This window comes from Pseudomonas sp. FW305-7, assembly GCF_058786735.1.
In genome coordinates, this window is the sequence record NZ_JBYSZA010000035.1 from 19194 (window position 1) to 38962 (window position 19769).

General features: G+C 59.1%; 22 protein-coding genes. 8 read left to right on the forward strand and 14 right to left on the reverse strand.

What is annotated here, in order from left to right; genetic code table 11:
* Window positions 1-10: 10 nt before the first annotated feature.
* Window positions 11-739 (reverse strand): carbonic anhydrase, encoded by a 729-nt coding sequence (locus AC3WMT_RS27495; protein WP_103306457.1) that lies wholly within the window; start codon window positions 737-739, stop codon window positions 11-13.
* A gap of 237 nt (window positions 740-976) precedes the next feature.
* A complete protein-coding gene (locus tag AC3WMT_RS27500; protein ID WP_103306458.1) occupies window positions 977-2035 on the reverse strand; it encodes a PA0069 family radical SAM protein in 1059 nt (352 codons plus the stop codon).
* 220 nt (window positions 2036-2255) lie between these two features.
* Between AC3WMT_RS27500 and AC3WMT_RS27505 the strand changes: the two genes are divergently transcribed.
* Window positions 2256-2558, forward strand: coding sequence for a hypothetical protein (locus tag AC3WMT_RS27505; RefSeq protein WP_103306459.1), 303 nt, complete (start codon window positions 2256-2258; stop codon window positions 2556-2558).
* 68 nt (window positions 2559-2626) lie between these two features.
* Here AC3WMT_RS27505 and AC3WMT_RS27510 read toward each other — a convergent pair whose 3' ends face one another.
* Genes AC3WMT_RS27510 through AC3WMT_RS27520 form a run of 3 tightly spaced genes read right to left on the reverse strand, consistent with a single transcriptional unit; the run spans window position 2627 to window position 6474 of the window.
* Window positions 2627-3928, reverse strand: coding sequence for a c-type cytochrome (locus AC3WMT_RS27510; RefSeq protein WP_103306460.1), 1302 nt, complete (start codon window positions 3926-3928; stop codon window positions 2627-2629).
* A gap of 12 nt (window positions 3929-3940) precedes the next feature.
* Window positions 3941-5725 carry a GMC family oxidoreductase gene (locus AC3WMT_RS27515; protein WP_016983441.1) on the reverse strand — a complete coding sequence of 595 codons (1785 nt, stop codon included), beginning with the start codon at window positions 5723-5725 and terminating at the stop codon, window positions 3941-3943.
* Window positions 5726-5727: 2 nt separating this feature from the next.
* The gene (locus AC3WMT_RS27520; RefSeq protein WP_103306461.1) at window positions 5728-6474 is read right to left on the reverse strand and encodes a gluconate 2-dehydrogenase subunit 3 family protein; all 747 of its coding nucleotides are present in this window, start codon (window positions 6472-6474) and stop codon (window positions 5728-5730) included.
* Window positions 6475-6779: 305 nt separating this feature from the next.
* Here AC3WMT_RS27520 and AC3WMT_RS27525 point away from each other — a divergent pair, with 305 nt between their 5' ends.
* Complete coding sequence (locus tag AC3WMT_RS27525; RefSeq protein WP_103306462.1) at window positions 6780-7424, forward strand: phosphatase domain-containing protein; 645 nt, start codon at window positions 6780-6782, stop codon at window positions 7422-7424.
* Window positions 7425-7433: 9 nt separating this feature from the next.
* On the opposite strand, the gene AC3WMT_RS27530 is transcribed toward AC3WMT_RS27525, so the two are convergent.
* The 3 genes from AC3WMT_RS27530 to prlC form a co-directional block, all read right to left on the reverse strand.
* On the reverse strand, window positions 7434-9464 hold the full coding sequence (locus tag AC3WMT_RS27530) for a M3 family metallopeptidase (protein ID WP_103306463.1): 2031 nt from the start codon (window positions 9462-9464) through the stop codon (window positions 7434-7436).
* Window positions 9465-9576: 112 nt separating this feature from the next.
* Window positions 9577-9867: a YheV family putative zinc ribbon protein gene (locus AC3WMT_RS27535; RefSeq protein ID WP_103306464.1), complete on the reverse strand. Its 291-nt coding sequence runs from the start codon at window positions 9865-9867 to the stop codon at window positions 9577-9579.
* On the reverse strand, window positions 9864-11942 hold the full coding sequence (gene prlC, locus AC3WMT_RS27540) for an oligopeptidase A (protein ID WP_177431454.1): 2079 nt from the start codon (window positions 11940-11942) through the stop codon (window positions 9864-9866). The genes AC3WMT_RS27535 and prlC overlap by 4 nt, the downstream gene beginning before the upstream one ends.
* Window positions 11943-12004: 62 nt before the next feature.
* On the opposite strand from prlC, the gene AC3WMT_RS27545 reads away from it, so the two are divergent.
* Together AC3WMT_RS27545 and AC3WMT_RS27550 are read left to right on the forward strand one after the other, a co-directional pair.
* Window positions 12005-12550, forward strand: coding sequence for a gamma carbonic anhydrase family protein (locus tag AC3WMT_RS27545; protein ID WP_103306465.1), 546 nt, complete (start codon window positions 12005-12007; stop codon window positions 12548-12550).
* Between the two features lie 28 nt (window positions 12551-12578).
* Window positions 12579-13229: an HAD family hydrolase gene (locus AC3WMT_RS27550; RefSeq protein ID WP_103306466.1), complete on the forward strand. Its 651-nt coding sequence runs from the start codon at window positions 12579-12581 to the stop codon at window positions 13227-13229.
* 100 nt (window positions 13230-13329) lie between these two features.
* Here AC3WMT_RS27550 and AC3WMT_RS27555 read toward each other — a convergent pair whose 3' ends face one another.
* Complete coding sequence (locus tag AC3WMT_RS27555) at window positions 13330-14421, reverse strand: aminopeptidase (RefSeq protein ID WP_103306467.1); 1092 nt, start codon at window positions 14419-14421, stop codon at window positions 13330-13332.
* 58 nt (window positions 14422-14479) lie between these two features.
* Here AC3WMT_RS27555 and AC3WMT_RS27560 point away from each other — a divergent pair, with 58 nt between their 5' ends.
* Complete coding sequence (locus AC3WMT_RS27560) at window positions 14480-14902, forward strand: PA0061/PA0062 family lipoprotein (RefSeq protein WP_103306468.1); 423 nt, start codon at window positions 14480-14482, stop codon at window positions 14900-14902.
* Between the two features lie 40 nt (window positions 14903-14942).
* Window positions 14943-15362, forward strand: a complete 420-nt coding sequence (locus AC3WMT_RS27565; protein WP_103306469.1) for a PA0061/PA0062 family lipoprotein — start codon at window positions 14943-14945, stop codon at window positions 15360-15362.
* Between the two features lie 6 nt (window positions 15363-15368).
* On the opposite strand, the gene AC3WMT_RS27570 is transcribed toward AC3WMT_RS27565, so the two are convergent.
* Together AC3WMT_RS27570 and AC3WMT_RS27575 are read right to left on the reverse strand one after the other, a co-directional pair.
* A complete protein-coding gene (locus AC3WMT_RS27570) occupies window positions 15369-15608 on the reverse strand; it encodes a DUF1161 domain-containing protein (RefSeq protein ID WP_103306470.1) in 240 nt (79 codons plus the stop codon).
* A gap of 267 nt (window positions 15609-15875) precedes the next feature.
* Window positions 15876-16307, reverse strand: coding sequence for an OsmC family protein (locus AC3WMT_RS27575; protein WP_103306471.1), 432 nt, complete (start codon window positions 16305-16307; stop codon window positions 15876-15878).
* A 241-nt stretch (window positions 16308-16548) separates the two neighbouring features.
* On the opposite strand from AC3WMT_RS27575, the gene AC3WMT_RS27580 reads away from it, so the two are divergent.
* Window positions 16549-17550 (forward strand): LLM class flavin-dependent oxidoreductase, encoded by a 1002-nt coding sequence (locus AC3WMT_RS27580; RefSeq protein WP_027610203.1) that lies wholly within the window; start codon window positions 16549-16551, stop codon window positions 17548-17550.
* 249 nt (window positions 17551-17799) lie between these two features.
* On the opposite strand, the gene AC3WMT_RS27585 is transcribed toward AC3WMT_RS27580, so the two are convergent.
* Both AC3WMT_RS27585 and AC3WMT_RS27590 read right to left on the reverse strand, forming a co-directional pair.
* Window positions 17800-18021: a DUF1161 domain-containing protein gene (locus AC3WMT_RS27585; protein WP_103306472.1), complete on the reverse strand. Its 222-nt coding sequence runs from the start codon at window positions 18019-18021 to the stop codon at window positions 17800-17802.
* A 128-nt stretch (window positions 18022-18149) separates the two neighbouring features.
* Window positions 18150-18365 carry a dodecin gene (locus tag AC3WMT_RS27590; protein WP_003187305.1) on the reverse strand — a complete coding sequence of 72 codons (216 nt, stop codon included), beginning with the start codon at window positions 18363-18365 and terminating at the stop codon, window positions 18150-18152.
* A gap of 156 nt (window positions 18366-18521) precedes the next feature.
* On the opposite strand from AC3WMT_RS27590, the gene AC3WMT_RS27595 reads away from it, so the two are divergent.
* Window positions 18522-18848 (forward strand): ElaB/YgaM/YqjD family protein, encoded by a 327-nt coding sequence (locus AC3WMT_RS27595; RefSeq protein ID WP_007911686.1) that lies wholly within the window; start codon window positions 18522-18524, stop codon window positions 18846-18848.
* On the opposite strand, the gene AC3WMT_RS27600 is transcribed toward AC3WMT_RS27595, so the two are convergent.
* Window positions 18821-19738, reverse strand: a complete 918-nt coding sequence (locus AC3WMT_RS27600; RefSeq protein WP_103306473.1) for a LysR family transcriptional regulator — start codon at window positions 19736-19738, stop codon at window positions 18821-18823. The two genes, AC3WMT_RS27595 and AC3WMT_RS27600, sit on opposite strands and share 28 nt — an antisense overlap.
* Window positions 19739-19769 lie beyond the last annotated feature (31 nt).

Here is a 19769-nt window from a genome sequence, read left to right on the forward strand (position 1 = left end):
TTAGGAAGATTTAGAAGCGTGCTTTGGGCGTCGCCACCGGAATCGGATGGCTGCCGTCGAGCGGCAGGAAGCACCCCTGGTCCGCGTCGTAAGCTTTGATTTCACTGGTTTCGATGTTGTAGACCCAGCCATGGATGAACAGATGACCGTTCGCCATGCGCGAGGCTACCGAAGGATGGGTACGCAAGTGCTGCAATTGGGCGATGACGTTTTCCTCGGTGAGGATCGGCATGCTTTCTTTTTCGTCGGCGCAATGACAGTTGTCATGCACCATGGTTTTCGCGACTTCGGCGTGGCGCAGCCAGGCTTTGACCGTCGGCATTTTTTCCAGGCTGTCCGGGTTGAGTACCGCACGCATGGCGCCGCAATCGGAATGGCCGCAAATGATGATGTGCTGCACGCCGAGGGCCAGCACCGCGTATTCGATCGCGGTGGAAACGCCGCCGTTCATCTGGCCGTACGGCGGAACGACGTTGCCGACGTTACGGGTCACGAACAGATCGCCCGGGGAGCTCTGGGTAATCAGCTCAGGGACGATGCGCGAGTCGGCGCACGTGATGAACATCGCTTTAGGCGCCTGGGCCGTGGCGAGTTTCTTGAAGAGTTCTTCCTGCTGCGGAAAAACCTCATGATGAAAATGCAAAAAGCCGTCTACGATCTGTCGCAGCGCTGCATCGGCGGATTCCGCTTCTGGGGTTTGCGCCGACGCAGCCAACGGCTGTTTATCCTTGTCACTCATGATTCATCCTCTTAGGCGGATTCAGGGAGTCTTCCCCGGTATTCCGGTATGAAGCCAGTGGCTGTTTAAAACATCCGGGTCATCCAGACCCGTCAGTCACTCGATGAACAAGGTAGCCGCCGAAACTTAACTCAAACTGAATCAAACGCTCTAGAACGTGCGTTCCAGGTCACAAAAAACGTGACTGAGTGATCTCGGCGGAAGGATTCCAACCCCTCAACCATAAGCCAATTGTCGCTAAATCAACGACATCTGGCGACCCGGCGGACAGAAGGCTGTGCAGTCGAGATTGTAGCCCTCGCGATGATTGAGCCCCAGGCGCTTGATCGCTTTGGCAAAACGTTGCGCGAGCAGGTCGGCAAACGGTCCTTCGCCGCGCATCCGCGCGCCGAAACGGCTGTCGTAGAGCTCGCCGCCACGGCTCTGGCGGATCAGGCTCAGCACATGTGCGGCGCGGCGCGGGTAGTGCGCGTTCAGCCACTCTTCGAACAGCGGCGCCACTTCCAGCGGCAAGCGCAACATCATGTACGCCGCACTTTGCGCACCGGCCGCGTGGGCCTCGGTGAGCAGGCTTTCGATTTCGCTGTCGTTGATCATCGGAATCATCGGCGAACACAACACGCCGACCGGAATTCCTGCTTCACGCATGACCCGAATAGCGCGCAATCGTGCCTTGGGTGCAGCGGCGCGCGGCTCAAGGATACGTTTGAGTTCATCGTCCAGCGTGGTCAGGCTGATCATCACCGCCACCAACCGATGCTGCGCCAGTTCGGTGAGCAAATCGAGATCGCGCAGGATCAGCGAACCCTTGGTGACGATGGTCACCGGATGCCGGTAGCGCAACAGCACTTCGAGGGTCTGGCGGGTGATTTTGTGTTCGCGTTCGATCGGCTGATACGGATCGGTGTTGGAGCCCAGATTGATCGGCGCGCATTGATAGCCTTTTTTCCCGAGTTGTTCCTCCAGCACCTGCGCAGCGTTGGTCTTGGCGATCAGCTTCGTTTCGAAGTCCAGCCCCGGCGACATGTCCCAATAGGCGTGGCTGGGCCGCGCATAGCAATAGATGCAACCGTGCTCGCAGCCGCGATAGGGATTGATCGAGCGATCGAAGGGCAGATCCGGTGAGGTGTTGCGAGTGATGATGGTTTTCGCGGTTTCGATCATCACTTCGGTGTTTTGCGTCTCGGGTACTTCCTGATACCAGCCGTCATCCTCGGCCACCGAGCGATTCGGTGCGAAGCGGTTGTGCGGGTTGGTCGCGGTGCCGCGACCGCGAGGGGGGAGAGGGCTGATCATTGGGCAGGCTCCTGATCTGTATATGCATACAGTACACGGGCAAGCCCGATGTGATCCAGTACCGCTCGGCGATGGGATACGTGCTGACTGGCAAAGTTTATATATAAGTGCAAAGTACAATCCGGGATACATATGTCCCGTTGTCGCGACAAGTTATCGACTATAGTCTTGGCCAGTTCCAACGGCACTTGCCTGATAACTAATTAAAAGGATTTAATTCATGTCTTATCTCAATCAACGCGGCGTCTTTATGCAAATGATGCTACCCAATGCATCGGAGCCCAATACCATTGTTTCGATGCAACTTGCGCGCAAGGAGCTGGGCTGGAACGCCGAGCAGGAACTGCCCACCGAGACGCTGGTTGACTCGGCCTACGTGGTGGCGGTGTCCAGCGACCGTGGCAAGACATTCACTGTTCGCACCAACAAGAACGATGTGGACGGTGATGGCGATATTGATAACGACGACAAAGCGAAGTTGATTGCGCTGGCCAAGGCTTATGTAAGTATCATTAATCCGTAAGCTCGAAGTTGTAGCGATATACATATAGTAAAAACCCTGCATGAATAGTTCATGCAGGGTTTCTGTTTTTAATGATGATCTGTTACTTGGCCAAGATCATCAGTGGACGTTGTTTTCATATCGTCGCTGCGTAAGCCGGCAACCTCCTTGGCACTGACCGGCGCACCTTTATTGCCCCAACTGCCACGGATAAAGCTCACCACGTCTGCCACTTCCTGATCCGACAGGCGCCAGGCAAAACCCGGCATGGTGAAGGTGGACGGCGCGGTGTGCGTCGCCGGCAGCGTACCGCCCTTGAGCACAATGTGAATCAACGAAGTCGGGTCTTCCGATTGCAGCACCGGATTACCCGCCAGCGCCGGGAACACTCGCGTGTAGCCGTGGCCGTCGGTGCGGTGGCACGCCGCGCAGTTGTCGATGTACACCGCTGCACCACGCTGGCTGTCGTCACCGTCCCACAAAGCCTTGGCGGCTTTCTCGTCGTACTGATGTGGCTGATCGTTCGGATCAGTGGCCGGCAGCGACTTGAGGTAGCGGGCAATCGCGGTCAGGTCGGCGTCGGTCATGTATTGCATGCTGTGGGTGACCACATCGCTCATGCCGCCAAACACCGCGCTGCGGTCGCTGCGCCCGGTCTTGAGGAATTGCACCAGTTGTTCTTCGCTCCAACTGCCGAGGCCGTCCTTGTGGTCGCCGCGCAGGCTCTTGGCGATCCAGCCTTCCAGCGGCGCACTGCCGGCCAGAAAAGTGCTGCCATCAGCGGCGCTGAGGGATTTTTCCTGCATGGTCAGGGCGCGTGGCGTATGGCAGGCACCGCAATGTCCGAGGCCTTCGACCAGATACGCCCCACGATCAATGACAGCGTCGTCCGACGTGGCTTTGTAGTCCTCGACCTTCGGCGCAAACATCCAGCGCCAGCCCATCAGCGGCCAACGCATGCTCAACGGCCATGGAATATCACTGGCCTTGTTCTCCTGCGCCACCGGTTGCACGCCGTGCATGAAATACGCGTACAGCGCTTGCATGTCGGTTTCGCTGACACGGGCGTAGGACGGATACGGCATCGCCGGGTACAACGTACTGCCGTTTTTGGCGACACCATGGCGTACGGCTTGATCGAAGTCCGCGAAGCTGTAATCACCAACGCCGGTTTTATCGGGAGTGATGTTGGTCGAGTAGATCGTGCCGATCGGGGTTTCCATCGGCAGACCGCCGGCGAACGGCTTGCCGCCCTTGGCGGTGTGACATGCCACACAGTCGCCCGCGCGGGCGAGGTATTCGCCTTGCTTGATCAAAGCTTGATCAACTTCGGCCGCCTGCAAAGCAGCACTGCCGAGCAGGGCCAGGGTCGCGATAACAATAGTCTTCATGATCATCGCTCCTTAAGCCTGAACCAGCGGGCCGGGGTTTTTCAGGTATTGCTCGCGGATTGCCTTCGCCGACCAATAGGTCAGCGCCGCTACCAGGCCGGTCGGGTTGTAACCCAGGCCTTGCGGGAACGCCGAAGCGCCCGGGACGAACACGTTGTGCACGTCCCAGCTCTGCAAGTAGCGGTTCAGTGCGCTTTTTTTCGGATCGGTGCCCATGATCGCGCCACCGTTGAGGTGGGTGGTCTGGTACGACGCAGTATTGAAGTGGTCACCGACTTTCTTGCCGATCACCGCAATGGCTTTCGGCCCCATCGCTTCGGCAACCTTGCCCATTTTCTCGACCATGAAGCGGTTCATCTTGATGTCGTTTTCCTGCCAGTCGAACGTCATCCGCAGCAATGGCAAGCCGTAGGCATCGCGATACACCGGGTCGAGATCGAGGTAGTTGCCGCGGTAGGACTGATGCGCGCCGTGGGCGTCCATCGACACCTGGTGGGTGTAGTAATCGGCAGTCGCGCGTTTCCACGCACTGCCCCAGGCCGGCGTGCCCGGCGGGTTCGAGGTGCCGGCAATCGGTCGGCTGCCGGCCTGATTGACCCACATCGGCGAACCACCGACGAAGCCGTGCGGACCATGGTCGAAGTTGTCGGCGTTGAAATCGTCCAGCGCCACACCGTTGCCGCCGGCACCGATGAAGTTGTTGGTGTGGGTGTCCTTGTCGAAGAACGCCTTGATGGTGGCCATGTTCTGGTAGGCGAAGTTACGCCCGACCACACCTTCGCCGCTGATCGGGTCGTAGGGCTTGCCGATCCCGGAGAGCAGCATCAGCCGCACGTTGTGCAACTGGAAGGCGCCGAGGATCACCAGGTCCGCCGGTTGCTCGATCTCGCGGCCCTGACCATCGATGTAAGTGACACCCGTGGCTTTGCTTTTTGTGCTGTCGAGGTTGACCCGCAGCACATGGGAATTGGGCCGCAGCTCGAAATTCGGCAGCGGCTTGAGCGCCGGCAGAATATTCACGTTCGGCGAGGCCTTGGAATACATGTAGCAAACGTAACCGCTACAGAACCCGCAGAAGTTGCACGGGCCCATCTGCGCGCCGTAAGGGTTGGTGTATGGCCCGGAGGTATTCGCTGACGGCAGGTTGTAGGGTTTGTAACCGACTTCTGTAGCCGCTTTACCGAACAGCTGTGCGGAAACGGTGTTTTTCTGCGCTTCCAATGGGAACGGGTTGGAACGATCCGGCGCGTAAGGGTTGCCACCCTTGCCCTGACCGACCAATTGACCTTTCACGGTCCAGGCCTGGCCCGAGGTGCCGAAGACTTTTTCGGCGAAATCGAAGAACGGCTCCAGCTCCTCATAACTGACGCCGAAGTCCTGGATGGTCATGTCCTTGGGGATAAAGCTTTTGCCGTAGCGCTCTTCGTAGTGGCTGCGCATGCGCAACTCGATCGGATCGACGCGAAAGTGCACGCCCGACCAGTGCAGGCCGGCGCCGCCGACGCCATTGCCTGGCAGGAACGCGCCCAACTGGCGGTTCGGCAGGGCGATGTCGTTGACGCTATGACGAATGGTGACGGTCTCTTTGGAGATGTCCTGAAAGAGTTTTTTGCGCACGCTGTAGGTGAGTTCGTCGATCACCTGCGGATAGTTGCCGTCGGGGTAGGTGTCCTGCATCGGCCCGCGCTCCAGCGCCAGCACATTGAGTCCCGCTTCGGTCAGCTCTTTGGCCATGATTGCGCCGGTCCAGCCGAAACCGACGATCACCGCGTCGACCTTCTTCATTACGGTTGCCATGCTCAAGCCCTCTCGCCGCGAATCGAAACAGCCGGGAAGGGGTATTGCTCGTTGCGTTCCACCCAATCCATGAAATCGGCGCGGGCGCCGGGGAAACCGATCATGGTCCAGCCGACCATGCCTTTATTGCCGCCGTGGATCGGGTCGCAGAAGAACCCTTCCTTGGTGTTTTGCAGCAGCAGGTTGAAGAAAATCTTCGCCGGAACGGCGTCAAATTGCGCTTTGCCGGCTTCGAGTTGCTTAAGCAAATCGTCTCGGGTAGCGCTGTCTTGCTCGGCAAATGTTTTACCGTTGAGGGATTTTGCCCACTGATCCGTGGCGGCGATGCCGAGGCGGTAGATCTCTTTGGGCACCAGTTTGCTCTGCCAGCCCATTTCGGGCGCGGCGTCGGCGTTGAACGGGCCTTGCATGTACCACAGGGCTCCGGCGGCGTAAGGGGTGTTCATCTGACGGTCGATGTATTCCGGCACACCGGCTTCGAGCGCGCCTGGGCCCTGGGCGTCGTTGGGGATCAACTGCGCCACGGCGGCATTGATGAATGCCCATTCTTCGGCGGTGAAATAGTTCGGCTGATAAGCGCTGGTATCAGTGCGTGTCGGTTGTGGCGCAGGCGCGGCGAGAGTGGCTTCAGGCGCGGCTTGCAGGACACTGCTGCCGAGGCTGGTGCCTGCGAGGGTGACCACCGGAATCAGGGTCAGGGATTTGCGCAAAAACTCACGCCGCGGGTTGTCTCGATCTGCATCAGACATGGGGGGCACCTCATCAGGCATTGATGGTTGTCAGCCGTTTCTGCGAACGGCTCAAGAATTTTCGTTGCGACGTGACCGGTGATGACCCGGAAAAGGGGGACACGTCTGCAACAAGATGTGACAAATGGTAGCAGCCTAAGCATCCGGATGAATCGATTAAGCGGAAAAAAGACTGAAATCAGCCGCTGAAACCGATGAAACGATGTGCGTTCACAATTCTTTGACAACCGCCTCACAGGGCTTTGACCGGCCATCATCGAAGCTGCAACTCCTCTCTTGCAGAATCCCGACACGGTCAACCCAGCATGTCTCGAGTGCGTCTTTTCCCTGCTTTGTGTTTGTCGCTTGTTGCCCTGTTGCACTTGATCCCGGCTCAGGCTGTCGCGGCAAACACCGCTCGCCCCGCTGATTGGGCGCAACCGTTCGAAGTGCAATACAACCTGTTCCAGATGTCGCCGACGCTTTACCGCAGTGCCTTGCCCGACGACGGTGCCGTGCCGCTGCTGAAGAATCTCAAGGTGGCCACGGTGATCAATTTTCTGCCGGAAGCGGACAGCAACTGGCTGTCCGAGCCGGGCATCAATCAGGTGCAACTGCCGTATCGCACCAACCACGTCGATGACAGCGATGTGCTCAAGACCCTGCGCGCCATCCAGGCCGGCGAGGCCAAGGGTCCGGTGCTGATGCATTGCAAGCACGGTTCCGACCGGACCGGATTGATGGCGGCGATGTATCGCGTGGTGGTGCAGGGCTGGAGCAAAGAGGACGCCTTGAGCGAAATGACTCAAGGTGGTTTCGGCGAGAGCGGCCACTTTCGCGACAGCGTGCGCTACGTGATGCAAGCGGATGTCGACAAGTTGCGCAGCGCACTGGCCAACGGCGATTGCAGCACCAGTGCGTTCGCGACCTGCTCGATGAAGAGCTGGTTCCAGTCGGTCAATCTGAAATGAACGGTCGGTTCAATCGATCGGGGACGCCAACAATCCCGGGTTGACCGGCCGGCCGAGAAACGCTGCAAGTGCGCTCAGCATCGAGCGTGAGTCGCCGGGGGAAAAAAATGCCTCGCGAAAATCCCGACCGGTTTGCGGGTCGAACACGCCATCGCGCTGAAACCGCGTGAATACTTCGCTGGCCAGCACGCCAGACCATTTGTAGGCGTAGACCGACGCCTCGTAACCGGTCACCAGGTAGTCAAAACCATTGGCAAAACGGTGGTAACCGGACAGTCGCAGTTCTGGAAATTCGCCCTGCACGTCCTCGAACACCTGCTCGATGCTGCGGCCATCGCCATGGCTGCGGTGCAACTCCAGATCAAATAACGCACTCATCAGCAACACGCCGGTGGCCCGGCTGGTGTGGGCGCCAATGGCCGTCAGCGCGGTGTTGATGCGTTGTTCTGTCAGGCGTTCGCCGCTCTGGTAATGAGCTCCCAGCCACAGCAGAAATTCGCCTGACAGACACCAGTGTTCAAACAGCTGCCCGGCGAATTCGGCGGTATCGCGGCCCAGCTGGGAAATCCCCGACAGGTTGCGATGGGGCGAGCGCGTCAACACATGCTGCAAGCAGTGCCCGAATTCGTGGAACAGCACGCGCAGATTTTCGCTGGAAAGCAGGCACGGATGATCTTCGGTGACAGGGGTGAAGTTGCAGTACAGGTGAGCAATCGGCAGCGCAGGGCGTCCCTCGGCGTTGATCCGGCGAATGCGCAGGGCTGAGGTGAAGGCGTAATCGGCAGCGTCTTCACGATGAAAGGGATCCACGTAGATATGCCCGATCACTTGTTCATATTCGCTGATCTCCAGAAGCCGTACCGTTTCGTCCCAGTGGTTGAGGGTGGTTTGCTCGACAATGGAGATGCCAAACAGGCGTTCACTGAACCGACAGAGTCGACGCAACGTGCCTTCCAGCGGGAAATACTGTCGCAAGCCTTTCAGCGCGCCGTTTAATTGCTCAAGGCGTAATTGCTCGGCGAGAAAATCTTCATCCCACGTCTGTATATCGGCAATGCCCCGCGTGCGTGCGAAGGCTAGCAGGGCTTTGGCATCGCGCTGCAGGGCCGGTCGATTCGTGGCCATTTGCTCGCGCAAAAAATCACCCACCTGTTTGGGCGAAGTGGCCATGCGATTTTCGAGGCGCAATTGCACGAAATTTTCGAAGCCCAGCAATTCGGCTTTCTCCTGGCGCAATGCGAGTAACACCGTCAGGACTGGAGTGTTATTCAGTTCATTCGCCTGAGGGCCACGGTCGGACGCCCGGTTCATCCACGCGGTGAAATAGGCCTCCCGCAGCGGGCGGTTGTGCGCGTGGGTCATGAGCGACCGAAAGGTGTTCTGATCCAGCGTGAGCAGCCAGCCTTCAAGTCCCGCCTGGCGGGCATTGAGTGCCATGCGCGCCAGCACCGCCGGTGACAGGCCTTCGAGCTGCGTGACGTCGTCGATGTGCATGCTCCATGCGGTGTTGGCCAGCTCCAGATTGCTTTGAAACAACTGCTCCAGCTGGCGGATATCGCGGTTCAGACGAGCGAGCCTTTGCTGCTGTGCAGGCTGCAGTTCGATGCCGGACAAGAGGAACTTGCGCAGGATTTTCGCCAGCGAAGCTTTGCGCGGATCATCGAAGCTCGCGGCGACCGAGCTGTTCGCCAGCCGTTGATAGGTACGGTACAGCGCCGCATCCGTGTTTTTTTCAGCGGTGTACTGAGCTGCGGTCAGACTGCACAGCGCGCTTTCCCTGAGCCAGTCGATATCGTCGGGTTTGACCGTCGAAAGAATTTCGATGATGGCCATGGCTTCATCCAGACGCGCATCGGCTTCATCGACGGCCAGCACCAGATCGTCCCAGCCCGGATGCTCGGTCTGGCTGGCGATCACTTGGGTAATGACCTGGCGGTTTTCGGCAACGATCACGTTGAACGCCGGGACCAGATGCTCGGCGCGTATCGCCGACCACGGTGGCAGGGTCCAGTGCTGTAGCAGCGGATTGGTATCGGACATGGCGTCTTCCTTGAGGCGTGGCTGAAAAGGGCCAGCCTAGGCAGGAAGCGCGGGGGATGGGCGGTAGATAGTTACCACCTTCCACCGGCAAACGGTGGAAGGTGGTTGCGACTCAGTGTTGCTCGTCAGGCTTTTTTGCAAGCTTCGGATTGGGGAAGAACTGCACCGCCTGAACTGTCTTGTCCGGCGGCGGCTTGAGCGCGCTGGTGTTGACCCGCGTGCCCAGCTCTTTGGGTACCGACAGGCCTTGCTCGTTGAGTGTGTCGGAGTAACCGCACGCCACGCATTCGCGGTGCGGCACGCTGTCCTCGTTCCACATCATCAACTTGTCCGGCTCGCTGCACGCCGGGCAGACCGCCCCGGCGATAAAGCGCTTCTTGGTAATCACAGGCCCCTCACTCATGCTGCTGCGTCCTCACTCAGGCCGCTATGGCGCAAGAGTGCGTCAATCGACGGCTCACGGCCACGGAAGTCGACGAACAGCACCATCGGCGCCTGCGAACCGCCGCGCGCCAGAATCGCTTCGCGGAACGCGCGACCGGTTTCAGCGTTGAGTACACCGTCTTCTTCGAACTTCGAGAAAGCATCGGCCGAGAGCACTTCTGCCCATTTGTAGCTGTAATAACCCGCCGCGTAACCGCCGGCGAAGATGTGCGCGAAGCTGTTGGGGAAGCGGTTGTAGGCCGGCGGACGCATCACCGATACCTCGTCACGCACGCCTTCGAGCACTTGTGCAACGCTGCGGCCATCGCCGTGGGTGGCGTGCAGTTCGAAGTCGAACAGCGAGAATTCCAGTTGACGGACCATCATCAGGCCGGACTGGAAGTTCTTCGCCGCGAGCATTTTTTCCAGCAGGTCCTGCGGCAGTGGTTCACCGGTTTCGTAATGCCCGGAAATCAGCGCGAGACCTTCCGGCTCCCAGCACCAGTTTTCCATGAACTGGCTCGGCAGCTCGACAGCATCCCACGCCACGCCGTTGATGCCGGATACGCCAGCATGTTCGACACGGGTCAGCAGGTGATGCAGGCCATGACCGAATTCGTGGAACAGGGTGGTCACTTCATCGTGGGTCAGCAGCGCAGGTTTGCCGCTGTCGGCCGGGGTGAAGTTGCACACCAGGTTGGCCACCGGGCTTTGCAGCACGCCATCGATAGTGCGGCGACGGTCGCGGGCGCCGTCCATCCACGCGCCGCCACGCTTGTTGGCGCGGGCATACAAGTCGAAGAAAAAGCGGCCGACGTGCTGGCCGTTTTCCTTGATCTCGAACAGGCGAACGTCCGGGTGCCAGGTGTCGAAGCCTTTCTGCTCGGCGATTTCGATGCCGTACAGACGCTGAACGATGGCGAACAGACCGCCGAGAACCTTGTCGATCGGGAAGTAGGCGCGCAGGGTTTCCTGGGCAACGCTGTAGCGCTGTTCACGCAGCTTTTCACCGTAGAAACCGCTGTCCCAGCTTTGCAGATCGGCGCAGCCCTGCTCGGCGGCGTAGGCGCGCAGCTGTTGCAGATCCTGCGCGGCGAACGGCTTGCTGCGCTTGGCCAGATCGCGCAGGAAGCTCAGCACCTGATCGCTGGATTCGGCCATTTTCGTGGCCAGGCTCAGTTCGGAGAAACTGGCGAAACCCAGCAGCTTGGCCAGTTCCTGACGCAGGTCGAGGATCTCTTCCATCACCGGGCCATTGTCATTCTGGCCGGCGTTCGGGCCTTGATCCGACGCGCGGGTGCAGTAGGCCGCGTAGACTTCTTCACGCAGCGCACGGTCTTGCGCGTAGGTCATCACCGCGTAGTAGCTCGGGAATTCCAGGGTGATCAGCCAGCCATCAAGGCCTTTGGCCTGCGCGGCGGCAGCCATTTGCGCCTTGGCCGAATCGGTCAGGCCGGCGAGGGCGGCTTCGTCGCTGACGTGCTTGGTCCACGCCTGAGTGGCGTCGAGCAGTTGGTTGGAGAAGCGGCTGCCCAGCTCGGACAGTTTGCTTTGCACTTCGGCGTAGCGTTTCTGTTCGGCTTCCGGCAGGTCGATACCCGACAGGCGGAAGTCACGCAGGGCGTGTTCCAGAATAGTCTTTTGCGCCACGTCGAAACCGGCGGCTTCCGGGCTGTTGGCCAGAGCTTCATAGGCTTGGAACAGTTCGCGGTTCTGGCCCATCTCGGTGGAGTAGGCGCTCAGGGCTGGCAGACACGACTCGTAGGCTTCGCGCAGTTCGGCGCTGTTGCACACGGCGTTGAGGTGGCTGACCGGGCTCCAGGCGGCGCCGAGGCGATCATTGAGCTCGTCCATTGCCAACACCAGACCGGCCCAGGTCGGGTTCTGGCCTTGGGTCTTGAGGATGTCGGCGATGGCGGCGCGGTTGTCGGCGAGGATGGTTTCAATCGCTGGCAGGACGTGTTCGGCACGGATCGTGGAGAACGGCGGCAGGTCGTAGGACTGCAAAAGAGGGTTGTTCACGCTCACGGTTGGCACCTTGGCTGGAAGAAACATGCGCCCATCTTAATTACAATCGACACTCACCGCAGCTATCGGCGACAGAGAGAGAACTAATCGTGCCCCTTCGCAAATACCAGAATCACACCCCGCAGTTAAGCAAAGGCGCGTTTGTCGACGGCTCGGCGGTGGTGATCGGCGACGTCGAAATCGGCGAAGACAGCTCGGTCTGGCCGCTGACCGTGATCCGTGGCGACATGCACCGCATCCGCATCGGCGCGCGCACCAGTGTGCAGGACGGCTGCGTGTTGCACATCACCCACGCTGGCCCGTTCAACCCGGACGGCTTCCCGCTGCTGATCGGCGACGACGTGACCATCGCCCACAAAGTCATGCTGCATGGCTGCACCGTCGGCAGCCGCGTGTTGATCGGCATGGGCAGCATCGTCATGGATGGCGCGGTGGTCGAGGACGATGTGATCATCGGCGCCGGCAGCCTGGTGCCGCCGGGCAAGCGCCTGCAAAGCGGTTTCCTGTATGTCGGTAGCCCGGTGAAGCAGGTCCGCCCGCTGACCGACAAGGAAAACGCCTTCTTCACCTACAGCGCGGCGAACTACGTGAAGCTCAAGGATCTGCACTTGGCCGAAGGCTACGACCAGATCTGAATCGACTTACACCTGCTCAGGATTTCTCATGCATTACCAGACCGTACTGTTCGACCTCGATGGCACCCTGACCGACCCGCGTGAGGGCATCACCCGTTCCATCCAGTTCGCCCTCGGCAAACTTGGCATCGACGAGCCGGACCTGACCAGACTCGAACACTTTATCGGCCCGCCGCTGTTACAGGCGTTCATGCAGTTTTACGGCTTTGACGAGGCCAAAGCCTGGGAAGCCGTGAATTTCTATCGTGAGCGCTTCAAGGTCACGGGGCTGTACGAGAACCGCGTGTTCGAAGGCGTCACGCCGTTGCTTGAAACGTTGAGCGGGCAGGGGCGGCAGCTGTATATCGCGACGTCAAAACCTTGGATATTCGCCCGCGAGATTGCCCGGCACTTCGACTTTGCCAAACACTTCAAGGTGATCTACGGCAGTGAGCTGGATGGCACGCGGACCAACAAGGTTGAATTGATCGCGCATCTGGTGAAGGAGGAAGGGCTGGATCCCGCCAATACCTTGATGATCGGTGATCGCAAGCATGACCTGATCGGGGCGCGCAGCAATGGGCTCGACGCGGCGGCGGTGGGTTACGGATTTGGCAGTTTTGAAGAGTTGAACGCCGAGGCGCCGGCTTATCACTTCGAGACATTGGCCGAGTTGCATCAGGCGTTTTTGCAGCGCTGATCAGTACGCCATCGCTGGCAAGCCAACTCCCACAGGTGAGCGGTGTACTCAGGTTCACCGCTGTCCCTGTGGGAGCTGGCTTGCCAGCGATGAGGTCAATTCAGCCACTAAGGGGCCGAGAGTCTGCCAAATCTTTTAACGCCGACTTGCGCGCATCCGCGGATAATTTCCCCAGTCTCTCCACCTCGGCATAAAACCGCAGCCAATCTCCGCCAACCTGCCCGAACAATGCCGCAAACGCCGGCACCCACTGGTCATACAGCCCGAATGGCAACAACCGTGCATTGTTCAGGGGCGCATTCACCCAGGCGTCATAACGCTTGTCCCCGGCCCACTGAGTGTCACGCATCAGCCGATAATCCCGGCGAAACCGCTCGAACTGCGCCGCTTTGCGCTCGCGCATCTGCTCGGCCGGCAAAGGCTGGGCGTAGAGTTTTTCCAATCGTGAACGTGTTTCCAGCACCAACTCGATGAATTGATCGCGCTGCTTGAGCTTTGAATCGTTATCTGCCGGCAATCCGCGAAACGCCCGCCACTGCCGTGTACCTTCCTGCTCGACAAACGTGGCAAAGGATTCGTTGAACTCGGTGTCGTCCTTCACATAAAAACGCTGATGGGCCAGCTCATGAAAGATCAGTGTGGCGAGACGCTCATCGCCCCAGCCCATCATTGAATTGAGAATCGGGTCGTTGAACCAGCCCAGCGTCGAATAGGCCTCGACGCCGCCAATCGACACGTCCATGCCCTGCAACCGCTGAATCGCCGCTTCACCCCGCGCCGCGCTCTGGCTGTAGTAGCCGCGATAAGCCACGCACCCGGCAATCGGGAAGCAATGGTTTTGCGGGCTCAGGGAAAACTCCGCAGTGGCGAACACATTCCACACCACAAATGGCCGGCCGATGTCGGCGTACAGGCGATAGCTCTGGTTGTCCGGCAGGTGCAGCTGTTCGCTGGCAAACGCGCGGGCCTTCTGCGACTGAGCCAGGTGCGTACGCAATTTTGCATCGCGGCTCGGATCGGCAATCACCTTGGTCACTGGTTCGCGCGCCCGCAGCAGTTGCAACTGACCGCTGGCCAACTGGCTGTAATAGCTGACGCTGGAACAACCGTTGAGCAACAAAAGCATCACACCCGGAAACAAAATCCGAAAAACGCGATCAAGTAACCCATGGCTTGGAAGCGGCCTGATCAAAATAAGAAACCTCTGGAAAGTCTGCCCGCAAGACTATCCCGCCCATTGGAGCTTCGCTATGCGCATGTTGATACTGACAGGAAGCCTGCTGACGCTGGCCGGTTGTGCCGGATTCGGAATGCCCGATCCAGACCCTTCGCAAGCCTGGATCGATCTCAATGCCCGGCAACAGGACACGGCGCTGCAAGCGCTGCAAGTCGACAGCAAGACTGCCGTCGATAAACGCTACTTCGAGGTGCAGCCCGGCAGTCATGAACTGAAGGTGCGTTACCAGTTCCCCGTGGAGGCCACCAACATCGGTCCGGACGCCGAACCCCTCTGGCGCGATTGCCAGTTGAGTGTGAAATTCAAAGATTTCAACGCCGGTCAGCGTTATCAGTTGCAGGCCGGCAGTATCGGTTTCCGCCCTTGGGCCAAGCTCTATGACGAGCAGCGCAACGTCGTGGGTCAGGGCATTCCGGCGGGCTGTCAGAAAACCTGATCGGCGTTATGCTGGATGTCCATTTCAAGGGACATTGATCATGCGCAGGTTGACGTTGTTGCTTGCTGCAAGTGTGCTGGCCGGCTGCCAGACACCGGTGCCGGCGGCTGACCCCGGCAAGGCCTGGGTCGACTTTGCCATGCCCTCGCCTGGCGGCAAGGTGCTGATGGCCGAACGGCTGGACAATGTGCGCCTGCAGGATGGCCGGTTTTTCCAGGTTGCGCCGGGCAGTCACGAGTTGACGGTGCGCTTTGATTTCGAGATTTTCGGTGGTGGCCAGGGGATGGACACCGATCCGCAGGAGCGGCTGTGTTACATGACTGTTCGCTACGACCATTTCGAGGCCGGTCAGCGTTACCGGCTCGAAGCGCGGTCGCTGGCCTTTACGCCAAGCGCCCGGCTGATCAATCGGCAAGGTCAGATCGTTGCCGAGGAACGGCAGATCAACTGCGTGCCCTGAGCAATATCAGTCGTTGTTCTTTTGATAGACGATTGCTTTACTGCCGTTCTCGCAAGAACCGACAACCATGGCGATGTCATGTTTCGCGGCTTCTTCCTTGGTGACGATTTCCAGTGTGTAGGACGGCACGGCTTTAGCCTGGATCTTGATTTCGATCTCTTTCCTGAGTTCTTCGCAGTCTTTAGGGGCTGCAATTACCGAAGTGGCCAGTGCACTGCAGAGGATCGCCAAGCCAATACGTTTCATCAATGTAGCTCCTTGAGGCAGCGCGCACGGGCGTGCGCTGAAGCTGCGGTCATGTATTCGACCACACTTTCAGAAAGCGAGTTCTGACTTCGCTCACAAGTTGTGCTGCGGTGTTAACGAAATATCAGGTGCTCTGAAATCCCGGTGGGAGCCTGGCTTGCCAGCGATGACGTCGGCACAGCAACCATTGATGTCGCCGGGCACACCGCAATCGCTGGCAAGCCAGCTCCAACAGGGCTTATGTTGCTGCTAATGGACCGCGTCGAATCAACTGATCAACGAAGCCTCAAGGGTGATCTTCGCATTCAGCACCTTGGACACCGGGCATCCTTCCTTCGCCTTGTTGCTTAACTCTTCAAACTGAGCCTGCGTAGCCCCCGGGATTTTTGCCTTGAGGATCAGCTTCACCGCAGTGATCGCGAAGCCACCGTCCACTTGGTCGAGGGTGACTTCAGCGTTGGTGTCGATGCTGTCGGCCGTCAGGCCTGCATCGCCGAGAATCATCGAGAACGCCATGGAAAAACAACCGGCGTGCGCTGCACCGATCAGTTCTTCCGGGTTGGTACCTTTGCCGCCTTCGAAACGGGCCTTGAAGCCGTAGGGTGCTTCTCTGAGGACACCGGTCTCGGTGGAGATCGAGCCGATGCCGCTTTTCAGATCGCCAGCCCAATGTGCGGATGCTTTCTTCACGATAGCCATGTCTGCCTCCTCAAAATCTGGCGCGGACCGCCGCGCCGACGTGGTTTTAGCTTGCAAGGCTTCTGAGGATAGACGCCGGGACAAAGTTCAGCTCATCTGAATCGTTGACTTTTTTAGTAGGAAATTTCATCACTGCTATTGAAACTCGGGTATATGCCCTCATTGCACAAAACACGCATATGGATTCGGCAGGTTTTCGTTCGCAAGAAAAGCCTGCCTCCTCACTCGGAGACGCAGGTTTATGAAGCAACTGTCCGACGTAAAGTTTTCTACCCTTGATCTGGTGCCCGTGCGCGAGAACGGCAGCCCGGCGCAGTCGCTGCGCAACTCGCTGGATCTGGCGCAGCATGTCGAGAAGCTTGGTTACACGCGGTTCTGGGTGGCTGAACACCACAACATGGACGGCATCGCCAGCTCCGCGACCTCGGTGCTGCTGGGTTATCTGGCTGGCGGCACCTCGACCATTCGCGTCGGCTCGGGTGGCGTGATGCTGCCCAACCACGCGCCGCTGGTGATCGCCGAGCAGTTCGGTACTCTCGAAAGCCTTTATCCAGGCCGTATCGACCTCGGCTTGGGCCGCGCGCCGGGCTCCGATCAGATGACCGCCCGCGCCCTGCGCCGCGAACGTTCCGGCAGTGCCGATGATTTCCCCGAAGATGTCGCCGAACTTGCGCGGTTCCTCGGCCCGCGCACGCCGGATCAACGCGTTATCGCGATGCCGGGCACGGGTACCAATGTGCCGATCTGGCTGCTCGGTTCCAGTTTGTTCAGTGCGCAACTGGCCGGCGAACGTGGCTTGCCCTACGCCTTCGCCTCGCATTTCGCACCGCGTTTCATGCACGAGGCGATTCGGGTCTATCGCAACCACTTCAAGCCGTCGGCGGTGCTCGACAAGCCGTATGTGATGCTCGGGGTGCCTTTGGTGGCGGCTGATACCGATGAGCAAGCCGATTACCTGGCGACCTCGGTGTACCAGCGCATTCTCGCGCTGATGCGTGGGCAGAGTCTGGTGCAACGTCCGCCGGTGAAAACCATGGACGGCTTGTGGCTGCCCCATGAGCGTGAGGCGGTGGGTGATTTTCTCGGTCTGGCGATGGTCGGCAGCCCGCAGAAGATCCGCGCGAAGCTGGAGGTGCTGGTCGAGCAGACGCAGGCGGATGAGCTGATATTTACCTGTGATCTGTATGAGCATGCTGATCGCCTGCATTCCTATGAATTGCTGGCGCAGGTCATGAAAGGCTGAAAGAGCCCCTCACCTTAACCCTCTCCCGGAGCGAGAGGGGACTTACCAAGGTGTTCTTGCGCTCGACATCGACCTGAAATATCGAGTCGAACTCAGGATCTGAACAACTCCGATCGGCTCCCTTTCCCCTCTACCCCTTGGGGCAGAGGGCTGGGGTGAGGGGGTTCGATTGCAAACCCACCGAATATCCCAAATCCCGGACACAAAAAAGCCGACGCCTTCGCGTCGGCTTTTGCATTTCAGTCGCGATCAACCGCGCTTGTAGACGATTTCCTTGGTGCCGCCTTCACAGGTGCCGACGACTTTGCCGCCATTGGCGCCTTTGTCGACGATCTCCAGCGAATACCCGGAAACGCCCTTGGCATCCAGCTTCGCCGCAATCTCGCTTTTCAGCTCTTCACAAGGCTTGCCGGCAGCAAATGCACCACCCGCAAGGCTCAACAAACCTACTGCCAACATGAACTTCTTCATCGGTCGCACTCCCTGGTCGGATTAAAAGAGGCGGGCATCGGGTCATCCACCCGATGCGCTCACCCTGTAGCGCTTTGCCATTCCTATGGCACTCGGCCAGCGCGCAAGTTCAGAAGCGTAGACCAAACTCAGCTACTGGCAATCCGGAACCCGACTTTCAGGGTGACCTGAAAGTGCGCCGCTTTACCGTCCTTGATGTGGCCGCGGGTCTCGGTCACTTCAAACCATTCCAGATGCTTGATGCTCTTGTTGGCTTCGGCCAACGCATTGTTGATGGCGTCTTCGATGCTGGTGGCAGACGAACCGACCAGCTCGACTTTCTTGTACGTGTGATGGTCACTCATGGCGTTCTCCTTGATGGGTGGAATTGAGACTAGCAGTGAATTGCTCTGTTGATTTCGGCGGTCTTGCGCAGACGAAGTTCAGATTTTCTGCACTTTCTCAAACCGCTGAAGTCCCAACCAACACACGCCACTCATCACCAATGCAGGAGAGCCACCATGGCCAACACCTCTTTACGTAAAGCCTCATTGCAAAGCATGGAAGCGGAGATCGAGAGTCTGCTCAAGTCGTTGGAAAGCCTGAAGGACGACGCTTCGGACGAGTCGCGCAAGACCCTCAAGGCGCTGAAAAGCAATGCCGAAAGTGCGCTGAAACATTCGCGTCACCTGCTCAGCGATGCCTACGAAGAAGTCAAAGTGAAAACCCGTGAGACCGGGATCGCTACTCGCGATTACGCTCAGGAACATCCTTGGACCACCGCCGGTGTTGCAGTGGGCGCAATCGGTCTGCTCGCGGCTTACTTGCTGTTCAAGCGCGGCGAGTGATCCGGTTGGCGCAGCTCATTCTTGAGCCATTGCGCCAGTTTCCGGGCGCGCCCGTCAGCGGCGCGCTTGGGTAGCCACAACGCCAGTTGCGCCGGGGTTTCACAGAAGCCCCACGGCGCAACCAGGCGACCGGCCTTCAAATCTTCAGTCACCAACGGCTCCGGCGCGATGGCTACGCCAAGACCGGCCACAGCTGCTTCCAGCAAATAATACAAATGCTCGAAACCTTGTCCCGACTTCAACGCTTTCGCGTCGAGGTGGTTTTGCTGTGACCAGCTTGGCCAGGCTTGTGGGCGCGAGGTGGTGTGCAGCAACGGCTCATTGAGCAGCGCCGAGGCGGGTGCACTTTTCAGGCGTTGATAGCCGCTGAACAGCGGACTCATGACCGGGCCGATGCGTTCTGCGGCCAACTCATAAACCTGCATGTCCGCGGGCCATGGCGGCTCGGCGAACAGCAGCAAGGCATCCAGCCCCGGGCGTCTGGGGTCGAGATCACCTTCCCCGGCCGACAGATGCAAGCGCAAGTCCGGCAACTCGGCATTCAGCCGTCCAAGCCGCGGAATAAACCAGCGTGCCAGCAAGCTTCCAGAGCAACCGAGCACGAACGGCGCATCGGCTGTGTCTTTAGTCAATTCCGCGCAAACGCTGCGTAACCGATCAAACGCCTCACCGCTGGCATCGCGCAACCGTACACCCGCATCTGTGAGTTTCAGGCCGCGGCCATCCTTGACGAACAGACTGACGCCAAGGTGTTCTTCCAATACCTTGAGCTGCCGACTGACCGCGCCGTGGGTGACGTGCAGCTGTTCGGCGGCCTGACTGACGCTGTTGAGCCGGGCAGTGGCTTCGAAGGCGCGCAAGGCGTTCAGCGGGGGAAGATCGTGGCTCATGGTATCTGTGAGTTTTCCTGACAGGTTGCAG